Annotated in this window: 17 protein-coding genes; 11 read left to right on the forward strand and 6 right to left on the reverse strand. The window is 67.6% G+C overall.

Features of this window, described 5'->3' with window-relative positions:
- The first annotated feature begins 43 nt into the window (after positions 1-43).
- The 7 genes from VMT40_RS28010 (at position 44) to VMT40_RS28040 (ending at position 8349) form a co-directional block, all read left to right on the forward strand.
- Entirely contained in the window at positions 44-196 is a 153-nt protein-coding gene (locus VMT40_RS28010; protein ID WP_326361853.1) for a hypothetical protein, read from the forward strand.
- Positions 197-285: 89 nt separating this feature from the next.
- The gene (locus tag VMT40_RS28015) at positions 286-1176 is read left to right on the forward strand and encodes a tat pathway signal sequence (RefSeq protein ID WP_442790067.1); all 891 of its coding nucleotides are present in this window, start codon (positions 286-288) and stop codon (positions 1174-1176) included.
- 208 nt (positions 1177-1384) lie between these two features.
- The gene (locus tag VMT40_RS28020; RefSeq protein ID WP_326361854.1) at positions 1385-2833 is read left to right on the forward strand and encodes an NAD(P)/FAD-dependent oxidoreductase; all 1449 of its coding nucleotides are present in this window, start codon (positions 1385-1387) and stop codon (positions 2831-2833) included.
- Between the two features lie 139 nt (positions 2834-2972).
- The gene (locus VMT40_RS28025; protein ID WP_326361856.1) at positions 2973-4016 is read left to right on the forward strand and encodes a hypothetical protein; all 1044 of its coding nucleotides are present in this window, start codon (positions 2973-2975) and stop codon (positions 4014-4016) included.
- Positions 4017-4217: 201 nt separating this feature from the next.
- Positions 4218-4997 carry a hypothetical protein gene (locus tag VMT40_RS28030; protein WP_326310553.1) on the forward strand — a complete coding sequence of 260 codons (780 nt, stop codon included), beginning with the start codon at positions 4218-4220 and terminating at the stop codon, positions 4995-4997.
- Positions 4998-5262: 265 nt separating this feature from the next.
- Positions 5263-6927: an APC family permease gene (locus tag VMT40_RS28035; RefSeq protein ID WP_326361858.1), complete on the forward strand. Its 1665-nt coding sequence runs from the start codon at positions 5263-5265 to the stop codon at positions 6925-6927.
- Between the two features lie 39 nt (positions 6928-6966).
- Complete coding sequence (locus tag VMT40_RS28040; protein ID WP_326361860.1) at positions 6967-8349, forward strand: L-serine ammonia-lyase; 1383 nt, start codon at positions 6967-6969, stop codon at positions 8347-8349.
- A gap of 79 nt (positions 8350-8428) precedes the next feature.
- Here the strand turns inward: VMT40_RS28040 and VMT40_RS28045 are convergent, their stop codons facing one another.
- The 3 genes from VMT40_RS28045 to VMT40_RS28055 form a co-directional block, all read right to left on the reverse strand.
- Entirely contained in the window at positions 8429-9079 is a 651-nt protein-coding gene (locus VMT40_RS28045; RefSeq protein WP_326362768.1) for an urease accessory protein UreD, read from the reverse strand.
- Complete coding sequence (gene ureG / locus VMT40_RS28050) at positions 9069-9797, reverse strand: urease accessory protein UreG (RefSeq protein WP_326361862.1); 729 nt, start codon at positions 9795-9797, stop codon at positions 9069-9071. The genes VMT40_RS28045 and ureG overlap by 11 nt, the downstream gene beginning before the upstream one ends.
- A gap of 67 nt (positions 9798-9864) precedes the next feature.
- Complete coding sequence (locus tag VMT40_RS28055) at positions 9865-10497, reverse strand: urease accessory protein UreF (RefSeq protein ID WP_326361863.1); 633 nt, start codon at positions 10495-10497, stop codon at positions 9865-9867.
- A gap of 180 nt (positions 10498-10677) precedes the next feature.
- On the opposite strand from VMT40_RS28055, the gene VMT40_RS28060 reads away from it, so the two are divergent.
- Positions 10678-11235, forward strand: a complete 558-nt coding sequence (locus tag VMT40_RS28060) for a hypothetical protein (protein ID WP_326361865.1) — start codon at positions 10678-10680, stop codon at positions 11233-11235.
- A 106-nt stretch (positions 11236-11341) separates the two neighbouring features.
- Complete coding sequence (locus tag VMT40_RS28065) at positions 11342-11785, forward strand: hypothetical protein (RefSeq protein ID WP_326361866.1); 444 nt, start codon at positions 11342-11344, stop codon at positions 11783-11785.
- Positions 11786-11801: 16 nt separating this feature from the next.
- Here VMT40_RS28065 and VMT40_RS28070 read toward each other — a convergent pair whose 3' ends face one another.
- On the reverse strand, positions 11802-12806 hold the full coding sequence (locus VMT40_RS28070; protein WP_326361867.1) for a PHP domain-containing protein: 1005 nt from the start codon (positions 12804-12806) through the stop codon (positions 11802-11804).
- Positions 12807-12850: 44 nt separating this feature from the next.
- Positions 12851-12994 carry a hypothetical protein gene (locus tag VMT40_RS28075; protein ID WP_326361868.1) on the reverse strand — a complete coding sequence of 48 codons (144 nt, stop codon included), beginning with the start codon at positions 12992-12994 and terminating at the stop codon, positions 12851-12853.
- A 213-nt stretch (positions 12995-13207) separates the two neighbouring features.
- Here VMT40_RS28075 and VMT40_RS28080 point away from each other — a divergent pair, with 213 nt between their 5' ends.
- Positions 13208-13603: a VOC family protein gene (locus VMT40_RS28080; RefSeq protein ID WP_326361870.1), complete on the forward strand. Its 396-nt coding sequence runs from the start codon at positions 13208-13210 to the stop codon at positions 13601-13603.
- A 4-nt stretch (positions 13604-13607) separates the two neighbouring features.
- Entirely contained in the window at positions 13608-14519 is a 912-nt protein-coding gene (locus tag VMT40_RS28085; protein WP_326361872.1) for a sigma-70 family RNA polymerase sigma factor, read from the forward strand.
- On the opposite strand, the gene VMT40_RS28090 is transcribed toward VMT40_RS28085, so the two are convergent.
- On the reverse strand, positions 14473-14817 hold the full coding sequence (locus tag VMT40_RS28090; RefSeq protein WP_326361874.1) for a hypothetical protein: 345 nt from the start codon (positions 14815-14817) through the stop codon (positions 14473-14475). The genes VMT40_RS28085 and VMT40_RS28090 overlap by 47 nt on opposite strands.
- Positions 14818-14866: the final 49 nt, after the last annotated feature.

Consider the following 14866-nt stretch of genomic DNA (forward strand, 5'->3'; position numbering starts at 1 on the left):
GGTGATTCCCCTGGTTCCCAGAACCGGTTTCACGGTTCGCCGGGTGGGAGACCGTTGGGAGCTCGTCAACTCTCGGCATTACGGACGCGGCGTGGTGCTACAGTCCTGGCCGCGCGAGCGCCACACCGAGGCATTCGAGCACTGCTATCGACTCAATGGCCGAAGTATCGAGGAGCTACAGGCGGCGTTCCACTGAGAACCACGAAACTCGGTGCGACAGCGTCGATTCGATAACAGAACCGCCGTTGTCCTGCAAGAGGTGCGTATCGGGCATTGTCACCTCTATTGTGTTCCCTCGTGCGTTCCCCCAAGGCCCGGCGCGTGGCCTCCTCCGCTTGTGTCCTCGCTGCCGCGGCCCTGATTCCGGCCGCCCCGGCCTTCGTTCCCGTCGCGGGCGCCATCCCCGCGCACACCCAGGGCCCGATCGCCGGATTCGACGCCGATATGAGCAACCGGATTGCCGCGGTCGATTCCTATCTCGCCGGGCGGCCCGGCATCACCGGCTATGTGATGCGCGACCGCGTCACCGGCGGCATTTATCGAAATGGCAACGCGGACACGAACTTCTGGACCGCCTCCACCATCAAGCTGGCAATCGCGGAGGATCTGCTGAACCGCGCCCGCGTCGGCGCGATCCAGCTGGGCCCCGACGACCGCGCGCTCATGGAATCCATGCTGGCAACCTCCAATGACAATGCCGCCGACATCCTCTGGAACAAGTACGCGGGCGTCGACCGCATGGCGTTCAACAACGCCTTCCGCGCCAATGGCATGACCGGTCTGGTGCCCATGCCGCCGACCACCAACATCGAGCAGGTCAAGCTGTTCCCGGACTGGGGTTTCCAGCAGTGCTCCCCCGCCGACCTGGATCGGCTCATGGACAACGTGCTCACCCGCATGCACCCCGACGACCGCGCCTACCTGCTCGACCGCATGCGCCACGTCGACACCAATCAGCACTGGGGCGTGTGGGGCGCGGGCGCGGCCATGAACCCGGGCCTGAAGAACGGCTGGTCCGACGAGCAGGGCGGCTGGGTCGTCAACTCGGTCGGCTTCGCGGGCCCCGGCGAGCGCTACACCCTGGCCATCATGACCGAACAAGGCGATCAGGGCGGTTACGCGGACGGCGCCGAAACCACCACGCACGTGGCCCAACTCCTGTTCCAGGGTCGGTGACGATTCCGGCCCGGGACCGGTGACGCCGGGCTCCTCGCCACGACTTCCCGACAATCACCGCTGAACGACCGCCCGTCTTGTATTTTCAAGAGGGTTGTCTCATAGGTCCGTTTTTGGGCGGTCCTGATTGGTCGCCGCGCCTCACGCTGCACTACCGTTACGGGTGAGTTGTCGTAGTTTTCACCGTCTGGCGAGGAGCAGGAACTAGATGAACGCCGAGAAATCCGTCGCACAGCGCCATCGGGTGGTGGTGATCGGGTCCGGGTTCGGTGGACTGTTCGCCTGTAAGCACCTGCGCAAGGCCGATGTCGACATCACTCTCATCTCCAAGACCTCCACCCACCTGTTCCAGCCGCTGCTGTACCAGGTGGCCACCGGCATCCTGTCGGTCGGCGAGATCGCCCCGGCCACCCGCATCGTGCTGCGCAAGCAGGAGAACGTGCGGGTCATCATGGGCGACGTCACCGATATCGATCCCGCCAACGGCACGGTCACCTCGCGGCTGCTCAACCAGGACTACGTCACCCCGTTCGACAGCCTGATCGTGGCCGCGGGCGCGCAGCAGTCGTACTTCGGCAACGACCACTTCGCCACCTACGCCCCCGGCATGAAGACCATCGACGACGCGCTCGAACTACGCGCGCGCATCCTGGGCTCCTTCGAGGAGGCCGAACTGGCCACCGATCAGGAGACCCGCGACCGCTTCATGACCTTCGTGGTCGTCGGCGCGGGCCCCACCGGCGTCGAATTGGCCGGGCAGATCGCCGAACTCGCCGACCGCACCCTCGACGGCACCTTCCGCAATATCGACACCCGCGACGCGCGCGTCATCCTGGTCGAGGGCGCGGGCGCGGTGCTCGCCCCCATGGGCCCCAAGCTCGGCGGCAAGGCGCACAAGCGGCTGGAGAAGATGGGCGTGGAGGTGCAGCTCAACGCCATCGTCACCAATGTCGACGCGCGCGGGGTCACCATCAAGGACAAGGACGGCTCCGAGCGTCGCATCGAGTCCGCCTGCAAGGTCTGGTCGGCCGGTGTGCAGGCCAGCTCGCTGGGCAAGATCCTGGCCGACAAGTCCAAGGGCACCGAGGTGGACCGGGCCGGGCGGGTCATCGTCGAACCCGATCTGACCATCAAGGGCTACCCGAACATCTTCGTGGTCGGCGACCTGATGTCGGTACCGGGCGTGCCCGGGCAGGCCCAAGGCGCGATCCAGGGCGGCACCTACGCCGCCAAGGCCATCAAGGCCGAGGTCGCGGGCAAGCAGAAGGTGGAGGAGCGCAAGCCCTTCAAGTACTTCGACAAGGGCTCGATGGCCACGGTGTCGCGGTTCAACGCGGTCTGCCAGGTCGGCAAGCTCGAGTTCAGCGGCTTCTTCGCCTGGCTGGCGTGGCTGGGCCTGCACCTGTGGTACCTGGTCGGGTTCCGCAGCCGCTTCGTCACCGTGCTCGAATGGTTCGTCTCCTTCCTGGGCCGTCACCGCGGTCAGATGGCGGCCACCGAACAGTGGGTGTTCGCGCGACTGGCGCTGGAAGCGCTCGACGATCCGGCCGAGGCGGCGCAGCTGGCCAAACAGATCGGCGCCGAATCCTCCTCGGGGAACGGCAAATCCGTGGCGAATGACAAATCGGGTGAATCCACTGCGCAGCGCGCGGGCTGACACTCGATTCCACCCGGTCTCGACACTGGCCTGACCGGGCGGGGTGATTGCCCTGACCGGGCGGCGTGCCCGACCAATCCGGCACACCGCCCGGATCCGAATGTTCGACATCCGTTGACATTCGGGAGAAAGGTCATTCATGGGCAAACGCCAACCGGTCGATTTGGTTCGCGAAAAGAGCGCGGGTACAACGCGACGCCGCCTGGGTTCGCTGGCGGTGGCGGGCGCGCTGCCGCTGGTCGCCGCCCTCGCCACCGCCGGAACCAGTACGGCCGAACCGGTTTCGTCCGACGAGAACCCCTCGACCGTGATCGACAATCAGCCCGCCGCCACCCCGGGCGGCACCGACGCGCAGCCGGGCGTCGTCGTCGACACACCGTTCGGAAAGCTCGCGGTGCCGATGCCGCAGACCATGGCCGACGGGGTGCACACCTATCTCGACGCCACGGCCGCCGAGGTGGAGGGCACGCCCGCGGCCGAGCCCGCCGAGGCGGACACGCTCGCCCCGGACGAGGCCGTCGCCCCGGTCGCGCCCGTGCGGGTCGGGCGCAACTCCGCCACCGGCGTGCGCGACATCCCCAACGGACCGCTGGCCCCGGTGGACCAGAGCAAGCTGCACCAGCCCGATCCGCTGGCCGCACCGGATGTCGCGCCCATTGCCGCGCCCGAGGGCAAGCTGCGCTTCGGCGACACCCAGGTCGACATCCCGGCCTGGATGAACCCGGATCAGGCCGCCCAGGTGAACGCGGTGGCCGCGGGCGCGGAGGCCGAGCTGGCCCGCACCTACGACTCGGCCGGATTCGAGCCGAGCCGCTCGGACCGCATGGCCGCGCAGACCGTCGGCACCGCGGCCGTGGGCGCGGCGATCGGCGTGGGCGTGGCGGCCCCGCTCGAGATCGCGGGCGGCATGATGGGCGGGTTCATCGGGGCGATGGCGGGCACGCCGTTCGCTCCGGCGGGCTGGGTCTTCGGTCCGGCCGCTGGCGCGACCGCGGCCGTCACCCTCATCGCCGTGCCCGCGGCCACCGCGGGTGCGGTCATCGGTGGCGCGGTGGGCGCGGTGAACGGGTACCTGGCTCCGGCCACCCCGGGCGCGCCGACCGCGGACGCTGTGGCCACGATCGACGCCAACCAAATCGATGCTGCCGCACCGGTTGACGGGGCAGTAGCTACCGAAGAGTGATAGCCGCTCTAGCCGGGCTGGAATCCCAACACCAGGGATTCCAGCCCTTTTCGCGTTCTCGTATCGACACAGTGGCTAATTCTCAGTTATGACAACGATTTCCACTCGTCCGATTCATCACCAATCCGCGTGACCGGTGGGTTCGAATGTCGGTCGTCGATGTTCCCCTGATGCGGTATCCATTGAAAAGAAAGGCACTGCATGGCCGCAGGTAAGCACCGAGCACTGAACCCCCATCGCAATAAAGTCGGCAATGTGGTGGCGGCAGGCGCGGTCCCGCTAGTTTTGGCGATCGTCGGATCCGGTGTGGCCAATGCCGCCCCCTCCGAGGTCGCGCCCGCGGCGCAGCACGACGACGCGCCCAAGCCCCAGTGGCCCGCCGCTGACGCTCCGAATGTGAGTCCCTATGAGGGCCTGCACATTCCGAGCGATACCAAGAGTTCCATCCAGTGGTCGCGCCCGGCCCCGGACAAGAGTTACCTGGCCCCCGTCGGCGTGCTGCATCCGCCCGCCCCGGTTCCGGCCGTGCCGCCGATCGCCCCGCCGCCCGGTATGTTCCGGTTCGGCGATGTGCAGGTCCCGGCTCCCGACTGGATCGACAAGGAACAGGCGATCCAGATCAATGACAATGCCGCTCAGGTCGAGGCGAATCTCGCCACCTTCCTCGACTCGATCGGCATGGAGCGTTCGCGCTCCGACCGCATTGCCGGGCAGACCATCGGCACCGCCGCCATGGGCGCTGTCGCCGGAGCCGCCACCGCCGCCCCGATCGAGCTCACCTCCGCCGCCGTCGGCGGCGTGCTGGGTCTGGTCGTCGGCGCCGGTTTCGTTCCGGTCGGTCTGGTCGCCGGTCCCGCCCTCGGTGCCGCCGTGGGTGCCGCGGTCATCGCCGTTCCCGCCGCCGCCGCGGGTGCCGCGGTCGGTGCCATGGTGGGCGCGGTGAACAGTTTCAACGCACCACCCCGCGTCGTCGGCGACTGAATCATCAACGACGACAGCCGCTTCAGCTGACAGATGTGCGCACGCGGTGGGAACCGGCGGTGAGGTCCGGTTCCCGCCGCGCACGCGACTGTGCGGCACGGGAATTCGAATCGGGACCGGTTCGGGTGTGTTGCCGATCATGTGCTCAATGCCCAAAATGTGATTTGCAGGGCGTGCGGCCGGGGCATTGACGTCCCGCAATCGCGGTGCTACTGAGGACATTTGTCCGTTCAACAGGGAGTGTTTGCTCCGTAGTGTCCAAGGCATGGACATTCCCTCACCGAACCGCAAAGGGCTGAGTCTGTTCGCCCTGATCATGATTGGCATTGGTTCGATCTTCGGATCGGGCTGGCTCTTCGGAGCCGGGCAGGCCGCCCAGGTCGCCGGACCGGCCGCGATTATCGCCTGGGTGATCGGTGCGGTGTTCATAGGCTTGATCGCCATGTCCTACGCGGAGGTGGGCGCGGCCTACCCGTTCCCCGGATCCATGGCCCGCTTCGGTTCCATCTCGCACGGCCCGGTGCTCGGTTTCATTACCGGATGGGCGGTGTGGATCGCGGTCGCGGCCCTGATTCCCATCGAATCCATTGCCAGCACGCAGTACATGTCGTCGTGGAGCTTCTCCTGGGCGCAGGGCCTGATGGAGGATGGCTCGCTGACCGTCGCGGGCATGGGCATGGCGTTCGTGCTGACCGTGGTGCTGTGGCTGTGCTGCTACTGGTCGGTGGGCTTGCTCGCCCGGGTGAACAACCTGCTCACCGCCGTCAAGTTCGGCATTCCGGTGCTGGCGGTCGTATCCCTCATCGCCTCGGGCTTCCACACCGAGAACTTCCACGGCTACGGCGGTTTCGCGCCCAACGGCTGGTCCGCGGTGCTGACCGCGGTGAGCACCTGCGGAGTCGTGTTCGCCTTCAACGGTTTCCAGGCCGTGGTCAATCTCGGTGGCGCGGCGAAGAATCCGGGCAGGGCCATTCCGGCCGCGCTGGTCGGCGCGCTGTCGATCGGGCTGGTCATCTACATGCTGCTGCAGGTCGCCTTCATCGGCGCGGTCCCGCCGGAGCAGCTCGCCGAACACGGTTGGGTCGGAATCAATTTCAACTCGCCGTTCGTCGATATCGCCAAGCTGCTCATGCTCGGCTGGCTGGTGATCATGCTGCAGTTCGGCGCGTTCATCTCGCCGTCGGGCGCGAACATCGCGAATGCGGCCTCCGCCTCGTACATGGTGCAGAACCTGGCGCAGACCGGATTCTTCCCCAAGAAGCTGGCCGAGTCGCACCCCAAGTACGGCACCGCACGCCCGGCCATGTGGCTGAATCTCGCGTTCTCGCTCATCCTGCTGCTGACCGTCGGGCACAGCTGGCACGCGCTGGCCGGAATCGTCTCCGCGGCCATGGTCATCTCGTACCTGATCGGCCCCATCGCGGTGGGCGTGTTCCGCAAGACCAAGCCCGAGCTGCCGCGGCCCTTCCGGCTCCCGGCCGCGAATGTCATCACCCCGCTCGCCTTCACTCTCGCCGCCTGCGCGCTGTACTGGACGCACTGGCCCAATACCGGTCGCATCGTGTTCATCACGCTGCTGTCCGTGCCGATCGCGGTGGCCGTGCTGTGGCGTCGCGGTGAGCGCACCGTCGCCCGGCAGCTCGCTCCGGCGTGGTGGATGATCGCCTTCCTGATCTTCATGGCGACCGTGTCCGCCCTGGGTTCGCCCGAATTCGGTGGCAGCGGCCTGATTCCGGGCGGCGTCGATATCGCGCTGGTCGCCGTGGCCGCGCTGGCCACCTACTACTGGGCCGTGCGGGCCGGTGTGAAGGCACACGAGTCGGGGCTGCCGGGCCCGGATCCGGTGCTGGACGCCGAGCCGGAGCAGGAGATCGTTCCGCTCGACGACATCATCGGCACCGAGCGCGATCGCACGCTGCAGCACGCCTGAGCAATCCCTCCCATCCACGTCCTAGCAGAAGGTCCCGTCATGGCCATCTCGGTCTTCGATTTCTTCTCCATCGGTATCGGCCCGTCCTCCTCGCACACGGTGGGCCCGATGCGCGCGGCGCAGTTCTTCGCCAATCGCCTGAAGGAAGACGGCCTGCTGTCCCAGACCGCCTCGGTCCGCGTCGAGTTGTTCGGTTCGCTCGGCGCGACCGGCCGCGGGCACGCCACGCCCAAGGCGGTCCTGCTCGGACTGGAGGGGCACTCCCCCAACACCGTCGATCCGGATGTCGCCGACGAGGACGTGGCGCGCATCCGGCGCACCAAACGGCTGCGGCTGCTGGGCACCGAAATCGGTGATACGCACGAGATTCCGTTCGACGAGCCGACCCAGCTCATCCTGCACATGCGCCGGGCGCTGCCGTACCACGCCAATGCCATGACCCTGTTCGCCTACGACCGCGACGGAATCCCGTTGCTGGAGAAGACGTATTACTCGGTCGGCGGCGGGTTCGTGGTGGACGAGGACTCGGTGTGCGCGGATCCCGACAAGGACGACACCACGGTGCTGCCGTACCCGTTCAGCACCGGCGCGCAGCTGCTGAAGTTCGCCCGCGAGACCGGGCTGTCGATCTCCTCGCTCATGCTGGAGAACGAGAAGGCCTGGCGCACTGAGGAAGAGATTCGGCGCGGACTGCTCGACATCTGGAATGTGATGCAGGAGTGCATCACCCGCGGGCTGTCTCGTGAGGGGATACTGCCCGGGGGACTCCAGGTGCGACGACGCGCCGCGGCCTCGGCACGGCAGTTGCGCGCCGAGGGCGATCCGATGATGCACCGCACCGAATGGACCACCATCTACGCGATGGCCGTCAATGAGGAGAACGCGGCGGGCGGACGGGTCGTCACGGCGCCGACCAATGGCGCGGCGGGTGTGCTGCCCGCGGTGCTCTCGCACTACGTCAATTTCGTGCCGGGCGCGGACGAGGAGGGCATCATCCGATTCCTGCTCACCGCGGGCGCGATCGGCATGCTCATCAAGGAGAACGCGTCGCTCTCCGGTGCCGAGGTCGGCTGCCAGGGCGAGGTCGGGTCCGCGTGCTCGATGGCCGCGGGCGCGTTCGCCGAGGCCATCGGCGGCACACCCGAACAGGTCGAGAATGCCGCCGAGATCGGCATGGAACACAATCTCGGCCTGACTTGCGACCCGGTCGGCGGCCTGGTGCAGATCCCGTGCATCGAACGCAATGGCATGGCCGCGGTGAAGGCCGTGACCGCCGCGCGGATGGCCATGCGCGGCGACGGCAGCCACAAGGTCTCCCTCGATGACGTCATCAAGACGATGAAGGAGACGGGCGCGGATATGAGCGTCAAGTACAAGGAGACCGCGCGCGGTGGGCTCGCGGTGAATCTCACCGAGTGCTGAGAGTCGTTCGGCCACAGGGCTATCGACAACCGGGCGGTACGTGATGAGCGTGCCGCCCGGCGGCGTTTCCGGGAAGCGGTCAGACCGTGAGCAGACGGGCGGTGCGCGTGAACAGCGTGCCGCCCGCAGCCAAGGGCAGCAGGGCCGCGTCCAGGCCGGTGGTGTCGGCGGGCCGCTCGTCCGGATAGGTGAGGACGCTCTCCATTGCACGCGGATCGGTCAGGGCGTCGTCGGTGACGGCGTCCGAACCCAGTTCGAGACGATGCCGCAGCAGGGGTGTCGTGCCGAGGTCCGCGGTCAGTTCACCACTCCAATAGCCGTGGTCCTCACCGGTGCGGCCGATCTGCACGCGCTCGCGAAGCCGCAGGCGCGCACCGGGTTCCAGGCGCACGGTGGTGAACGTCTCGTGTTCCGCGCCGCCCGCGACGACGGTCGGCTCCGGATCGAAATCCAGCTCCCCGCCCGCGGCGACCTCGAACTGCCAGTGTGCCACCGACTTCCGGGTCTCGCGGCCGGGCAGCGCGATGGTGGCGGCCACCGAGCGCACGGCCAGCCGCGCGCCCTTCCCCACGGAGACAACGATATCCAGGACGTCGCCGCCCAGCGGGGTGGCGGCCGTGCCGATCAGGTGCACCGTGTCGATCCCGGTGCGCCGCGCCGCCAGGCCGCCGACCGCGTGAATGTGCGGCAGCGTCCCGGCGGTCGCGGTGATGCGGAGCTCAGTGCGAATGGGCACTGCCCGCCGCCGAATTCGCAGCGGCCGCGTCCTGCTCGGCGGCCAGGCGCAGCTGCTCGCGCACCCAGGCCAGCACCGGTGTCGCGGCCGGATCCTCGGTCAGCGAGGTGAATACGAACGGCCGCCCCTCGCGCACCTTGGTCGAATCCCGGTCCATGACACTCAGATCCGCGCCGACCATGGGCGCCAGGTCGGTCTTGTTGATGACCAGGAGGTCCGACCAGGTGACACCCGGCCCGCCCTTGCGCGGGACCTTGTCGCCACCGGCGACGTCGACCACGAAGATCTGGGCGTCGATCAGGCCCGAGGAGAAGGTGGCGGTCAGGTTGTCGCCGCCCGACTCGACGATGATCAGATCCAGGGGCGGGTTCGCCTCGATCAGATCGTCGATGGCGTCGAGGTTCGCGGTGATGTCGTCGCGAATGGCGGTGTGCGGGCACCCGCCGGTCTGCACCGCGGTGATGCGCTCGTCCGGCAGCACCGCGTGCCGACGCAGGAAGTCGGCGTCCTCGGTGGTGTAGATGTCATTGGTCAGCACGGCCAGCGACAGTTCGTCGCGCAGCTGACGGCACAGCGCGGCCGTCAACGCGGTCTTCCCCGACCCGACCGGTCCGCCGATCCCGATCCGGAGCGGCTCCCCCGGCGTCCGCTCCCGCTTGGGGCGGTCGTGACTGTGATCGTGCGGTTCCCCGTCGATGAGGTGAGGTGGCATGTTCGCTCCTTTCCTCCCTCATCCTGGCGCAGCGGTGTAAACCCGATGTAACCCGGGCTCCGACCGGCTAGGACGCGAACAATGGCATCTCGCGGCGCACATGCCGCTCGGCCAGCACGTCCTGCAGCGGATCCGAGAGCGCGGCAAGGCCTTTGACCGCCTCCTGCGCGGTGGCGTCACACACCTGGGCCAGCCGGATCGTGCACGCGGCGACGGCCGCCGGATCCAAGGCGAGCAGACGCTGCGCGGCGGTCGCGGCACCGGTCATGGTCGTGTAGACGGTGACGGCGGCAATGTCCTCGGGCGACGCCGCGCAGACGGTCCCGACCACGCCGAACACCGTCGAAATGTGCGGGCGGGAACCCAGCGCACCCCAATCCCCGTCCGGCCACACCTGTTTCGCGAGCCGCAACAGCCCCCGCCCCTGCGCGCGCGAGGCGGTCCGCGCCGACGGCGATGGCATCCGAGCATCGGCCTCGAGCTCGGCCCGCCCGGGCTCCAACGTTCCGGCGCAGACCGCCGCGGCGAGCGATGCCGCGACCAATCCCGAGGTCCTGATCCGCCGCCGCAGATACAGCTCGACCCCGGCCACGTCCCGCAGCAGCCCGGAGGCCACCGCCTCCTCGACCCCACCGGAATGCACATGCCCACCGATCGGCAATCGCGAATCAGCGAGGGTGAGCAGCGTGGCCAGACTCATCGGCCCACATCCGGATAACGCATGGGCCGATCCTAAGCGGCCGCGTCGAGCGAGCCGCAATGCGTGTTCGGTTGTGTCGTGGCGGATACACAACCGGTGTCGCCGAGGGAACAGAACTTTCGGTGGGTCGGCCGAAGAATTGCCTTCACCAACAAGGCAATCGAACTTCGGAGGAATACCGTGTCCCGTCTTCTCACCGCCCTCGGCGCGACCGCCGTCGCCTTCGCCGCGTCGGCCGCGCTGTCCGTTGCGGGCCTGCCGACCGCGGTCGCGGACACTTCCGCGCCGAACACGTCGGTGACCACACCGCAACTGGTGAAGACGCAGGGGTGGCTCAATATCTACAGCGGCAGCGCGCCGCAGGGCACCGACGCGGTCCAACTGCGGGTGCTCACCGATCCGACGGTCGGCCCGCGAGTCACCGATGCCGAGGGCCGCTCGCTGTATCGCTTCGACAAGGACACACCGAAGCCGTCGCGGTCCAACTGCAGTGGCGACTGCGCCGTCACCTGGCCTCCGCTGCTGGTCAAGCGCGGCCAGGGCCTGTATCTCAATGGCGTCGATCCGGCGCAGGCGGGATTCATCGAGCGTGCCGACGGCTCCTGCCAGATCACCGTGGGCGGATGGCCGGTCTACTACTTCTCCAAGGATCAGAAGCCGGGCGATCTCAATGGCCAGGGTGTCGGCGGCACCTGGTTCGCGGTCGGCCCCTCCGGCGGCAAGGCGATCGCGAAGTAGGCGAACCGCTGCCTTGTACTCGAACGTTGCTGGGCCGCAACGATTTTCCTCGGAGTTTGCTGAATTCCGAACCGGCGGTCCGTGACCATCACCTACGCTCGTAGAGGTGAGGTACGCAGCGTTGGCGATGCTCGTCTGCACCGCGATCTCAGGGGCGTTGATTCTCGGCGCGTGGCTGACCCGAAGCGAGGTGCGGCGGGCACGCGTGCGCCACGGACGCCACCGGCGGCTCCCGCCCGCACTCGTCTTCGGGCACGTGACACTCGCGCTGATCACCGCCGCCGCCTGGACCACCTTCGTCTTCGTCGGTAGCCACGGCCTCGCCACCTCCGCGGTCGCCCTCCTCGCCGTCACGGCAACCCTGGGCGCGACCATGTTCGTGCGCTGGATACCCACCTACCGGTCCCACTCGGCCGCCCTGGACGGCCCGGGCGCGGCGCACCGAGCCAGCCGCGCCACGAACCTCCCGATTCGAGTCGTGTTGGCCCACGGCGCTTTCGCCATCGCCACCGCGACCTTGGCGACCTTCGTGCTCCTCACCAACCGCTGACCGCACCCTCATCTTGTTATGCCTTGGTGCGGGCGAGGAGGTCGGTGACGGGGTGGGTGTTGATGATTCGGGCGGCGGGAATGCCGAGGTCGAGGGCTCGTTGGGCGCCGTAACCGAGGAAGTCGAGTTGGCCGGGGGCGTGGGCGTCGGTGTCGATGGAGAAGTCGCAGCCGATGTCGAAGGCCAGTTTCAGCAGGCGGGTCGGCGGGTCCCGGCGCTCGGGGCGGGAATTGATCTCGACGGCGGTGCCATGATCTCGGCACGCGGTGAAGACCTGCTCGGCATCGAAGGTCGATTCGGGGCGGGTGCCGCGATTGCCCTCGACGAGACGGCCGGTGCAGTGGCCCAGGATGTCGACCCGGGCGTTCGAGACCGCGCGGACCATGCGCCTGGTCATGGCGGCGGACTCCATTCTCAGTTTGGAGTGGACGCTGGCGACCACGATGTCGAGGCGGTCGAGCAGGTCCGGTTCCTGGTCGAGAGTGCCGTCATCGAGGATGTCCACCTCGATACCGGACAGGATGCGCATCGGGGCGAACCGCTCGCGGAGTTCGTCGAGGACATCGAGTTGCTGGCGCAGGCGGTCGGGCGACAGACCGTTGGCCACCGTGAGGCGGGGTGAATGGTCGGTCAGGGCGCAGTATTCGTGGCCCAGGGCCTGGGCTGCGGCCATCATCTCGGCAATGGGGGCCGAACCGTCGGACCAGTTCGAGTGCAGGTGCAGGTCGCCCTTGAGCGCGGCGCGTAGTTCGCCGCCGCCCAGGTCCTTGGCCGAGATGCGCAGCTTGGTCAGGGCGTCGGGTTCGCGACCTGACCAGGCCTGGGCGATCACCGCGGCGGTCTTGGGTCCGATACCGGGCAGGGACTGCCAATCATTGGCGCGGCCCAGTTGCTGGCGCTGCGCGTCGTCGAGTCGTTCGATGATGTCGGCGGCATTGCGGTAGGCCATGACCCGTCGGGGGTCCTCGCGGGCTCGATCCTTGAAGAACGCAATCTGACGCAGGGCGACGACAGGGTCCATGTCACCAGTGTGCGCCCCACACGCTATTCGAGTTGGGGGGCGGGCTATTCCACGGCCTTGGCGATCAGGAGCAGCGAGACCACGACGCCCGCCACCACGACGGCGCCCAGGTGGCCCGCCGACCGACCGTAGTCGACCGTCGAACCGGCCACGACGATCGCGAGGATGAGAAAAAGTAGGCGCTTCACCGCTGACTCCCGAGACTCGTTCCCCACCGTAGAAGACGCGGATTCGCATGCACCACAGGGCAATAGGCTACTGGCAGCGCAGGGGCGACGGCTCGGCAGCGGTGGTCCGACAGGGCCGATTCGGGTTCGTCGGTTACCTTTTCGGGTGCCCGTTCGTCATATAAGCGACGACCGAAACACCGAGGTCGTGGAAACCGACGAATGGAGACCCTCGTGCTGACCAACGTGCTGTACGTGACCGTGTATGTCACCGATCAGGATCGCGCCCTGAAGTTCTACACCGAGGGGCTCGGCCTGGAGAAGCATGCCGACTACTCCGGGCCCGACGGCCGATTCCTCACGGTCAAGACGCCCGGGAGCCCGATCGAGATCATTCTGTGGTCGCATGAGTCCTCGGCGGGCCAACCGGTCGCCGCCGAGGATGTCGCCGCACCCGGGCCGATCATTCTCGAGTCCAAGGATCTGCGCAGGGATTTCGAGATCCTGCGCGAGCGCGGTGTCACCTTCCGCGAGGAGGCACCGGTGGACTATCCGTTCGGGGTCCGGATCGAGGCCGTGGATCCCGATGGCAATCGAATCTCGCTGCGCCAGCAGCGCAATGGAAGGTGATGACATGCAGACCAGGCCGGGGAACCTGGTGACCGAGGCATTCGAGGATCAGCGGGAGCGGCTGCGCGCGGTCGCCTTCCGCATGCTCGGATCCCATGCCGACGCCGAGGACGTGGTCCAGGAAGCGTGGATGCGCCTGGCCCGCCAGGATGCGGTGGCCATCGAGAATCTCTCGGGGTGGCTCACCACGGTGGTCGGGCGAATCAGCTTGGATCTGTTGCGCTCTCGCAGCACCCGATCCGAGTTGTCCTACGAGGACGGGATATCCGACATTCTGGTAGTCGACGATGCGCCCGAGCCGCTCGACCATGTGGCACTGGCCGATTCGGTGGGCTTGGCATTGCTGGTGGTGCTGGATTCACTCGCACCGAGTGAGCGGCTGGCCTTCGTCCTGCACGATATGTTCGGGGTCTCCTTCGCCGAAATCGGTCAGATCCTGGGCAAATCCGCCGATGCGACGAAGATGATCGCCAGCCGCGCCCGCCGCAAGGTGCGCTCCACCGACCGGCCGACGGGTACCGGACGTGCGCACCGCGAGGTGGCCCAGGCCTTCCGCCGTGCCGCCCTGGGTGGCGATTTCGAAGCGCTGCTGCGTGTTCTCGATCCCGAGGTCGAACTCAGGGTCGAGACCCCGGGCGGCAGCTTCGTCACCCTCGGCGCCACCGAGGTGGCCTCGCGCGCCCGCATGTTCTCCGGCGAAGTCGCCCACCACCGCCCGGTCCTGGTCGACGGCCTCCCCGGCTACCTCGCCTGGCGCGAGGACGGTACCCCGCTATCACTGAGCTCGTTCACCATTGCCCACCACCGCATCACGGCCATCACCATCATCACCGACCCCGTCCGGCTGGCGGCGCTGGAGCTACCGGACTTCACCAGCAAAATCCCTGCTGCGGGTGAAGAAGGAACACGGCCATGAAAGCGATCGAAATCGCCGACGCGATTCCGGCGAGGGCCAGGGTCAACCGATTGCGGCGGACCAGGGCGAGAACGACGAACGGTGCGGCCCAGAACAATCCGGATCCAATGACCCATGGGATACCGCCCGGATTCAGTCGGGGATGCAGGTTCGACTCGACATCACATCGAGTGTCGGCGCTCGAGAGCGCACTGAGGATGAGGAGGTAGGCGCCCACCGGGTAGACCCACAGGATTGCCGCGATCCCACCGAAGAACCACCCGGTGCCCCGCCGCAGATTGGATGCAGTAATCGTCATGCCTCGATGGTCACCGTGATCAAGATCGCCTACATGAGGGGTTCTACTC

The organism is Nocardia sp. CDC160, from assembly GCF_035818795.1.
Lineage (GTDB): Bacteria > Actinomycetota > Actinomycetes > Mycobacteriales > Mycobacteriaceae > Nocardia.

Bases quoted from the DNA above. Each gene is read 5' to 3' on its own strand.
- VMT40_RS28020 (WP_326361854.1), top strand. From the start codon at position 1,385: ATGAACGCCGAGAAATCCGTCGCACAGCGCCATCGGGTGGTGGTGATC.
- VMT40_RS28025 (WP_326361856.1), top strand. From the start codon at position 2,973: ATGGGCAAACGCCAACCGGTCGATTTGGTTCGCGAAAAGAGCGCGGGT.
- VMT40_RS28030 (WP_326310553.1), top strand. From the start codon at position 4,218: ATGGCCGCAGGTAAGCACCGAGCACTGAACCCCCATCGCAATAAAGTC.
- VMT40_RS28035 (WP_326361858.1), top strand. From the start codon at position 5,263: ATGGACATTCCCTCACCGAACCGCAAAGGGCTGAGTCTGTTCGCCCTG.
- VMT40_RS28040 (WP_326361860.1), top strand. From the start codon at position 6,967: ATGGCCATCTCGGTCTTCGATTTCTTCTCCATCGGTATCGGCCCGTCC.
- ureG (WP_326361862.1), bottom strand. From the start codon at position 9,797: ATGCCACCTCACCTCATCGACGGGGAACCGCACGATCACAGTCACGAC.
- VMT40_RS28055 (WP_326361863.1), bottom strand. From the start codon at position 10,497: ATGAGTCTGGCCACGCTGCTCACCCTCGCTGATTCGCGATTGCCGATC.
- VMT40_RS28070 (WP_326361867.1), bottom strand. From the start codon at position 12,806: ATGGACCCTGTCGTCGCCCTGCGTCAGATTGCGTTCTTCAAGGATCGA.
- VMT40_RS28085 (WP_326361872.1), top strand. From the start codon at position 13,608: ATGCAGACCAGGCCGGGGAACCTGGTGACCGAGGCATTCGAGGATCAG.
- VMT40_RS28090 (WP_326361874.1), bottom strand. From the start codon at position 14,817: ATGACGATTACTGCATCCAATCTGCGGCGGGGCACCGGGTGGTTCTTC.